The organism is Azospirillum sp. B506 (genome assembly GCF_000333595.1).
GTDB lineage: Bacteria > Pseudomonadota > Alphaproteobacteria > Azospirillales > Azospirillaceae > Azospirillum.
Map to the genome: position 1 here is coordinate 1 of NZ_BADK01000848.1, position 1130 is coordinate 1130.

At 62.2% G+C, this 1130-nt stretch carries 2 protein-coding genes; one reads left to right on the forward strand and one right to left on the reverse strand.

Features of this window, described 5'->3' with window-relative positions; all coding sequences use genetic code 11:
* On the reverse strand, window positions 1–585 hold a 585-nt coding region (locus I71_RS26380), incomplete at its 3' end, for a transporter substrate-binding protein (RefSeq protein ID WP_042700983.1).
* A gap of 378 nt (window positions 586–963) precedes the next feature.
* On the opposite strand from I71_RS26380, the gene I71_RS41130 reads away from it, so the two are divergent.
* Window positions 964–1130 (forward strand): ABC transporter substrate-binding protein (locus I71_RS41130; RefSeq protein WP_199902264.1); only part of this gene is annotated, 167 nt, incomplete at its 3' end.

Consider the following 1130-nt stretch of genomic DNA (forward strand, 5'->3'; position numbering starts at 1 on the left):
TGCCCCCTTCTCCTTCGTCACCCAGTCCAGCCCGGCAAGGATCTGCTGCGTCGCTTCCTGCCCGGTGTAGATCACGTTCTTCGACTGCTCCAGCCCTTCGTAGAAGGTGGGGTAATAGAGCATGCCGTTATACTGCTCGAACACCGGCAGCACCGCCTTGCGCGACGCCGACGTCCAGCAGCCGAACACCGCCGCCACCTTGTCCTCGACCAGCAGCTTGCGCGCCTTTTCGGCGAAGGTCGGCCAGTCGCTGGCGCCGTCCTCCTGGATCACCTCGATCTTCCGGCCCAGCACGCCGCCCATCTCGTTGATCTGGGCGATGGCCAGCTTCTCGGCCTGCACCGAGCCGGTCTCCGAGATCGCCATGGTGCCGGTGGTGGAATGCAGGATGCCGACCTTCACCGTGCTGTCGGTGACGGCGAGCTTCGTCGTGTTGACGGCATCGGTCGGCAGCGCCTGGGCCAGCGCGCCGCGCGGCAGCAGGCCGATGGCCGGCAGCGCCGCCATGCCAAGGAGGAGCTTGCGGCGGAGCGGCGAGTGCGCGCCGCGGGAGAGCTTGTCCGCATCGATCTTGTCCGAGGACATGAAACCTCCTGATATTTGGCCGTTGTCGCCCTGCAAAAGCCGTCCGCAACCGGGGACGGCTGTTTTGAAAAGCGTTTTTTCGGGGGAGTTGGCGGAACCATCCGCGACAGGACGGCCCGATGGTTGGCCGAACGGTGCGGTGCAGCAATACGTGGATTTGCGTATAGGGGTGCCGGGCGGCAAATCGCTATAAAATTGCGGCAGTCTGAATTCGATCCGACGCTCGCAACCACCCAAAAGCGAGTCACGCTGTCGTGTTTTCTCGCAGACCATATCGATCCGCAGGCTTTGTTGTTCGGCAGATTTATTTTTGACAGACTGGCAGAACAGCGAGCTTTACTATGAGAGCGGCAAAAAAGAGGAAATCTTAAACAATCTTTGGACGACGCCACCGACCCGACCAGCGCCGTCAAGAATGTCCGCAAGCTGATCGGCGAGGACAAGGTCGATGCCCTGCTCGGCCCCAACCTGATCAGCACCGCCGCCGCCATGGCCGATGTCGCCACCGCGGAAATGGTCCCGATGGTTTCGGTGGCTCCCCTGAC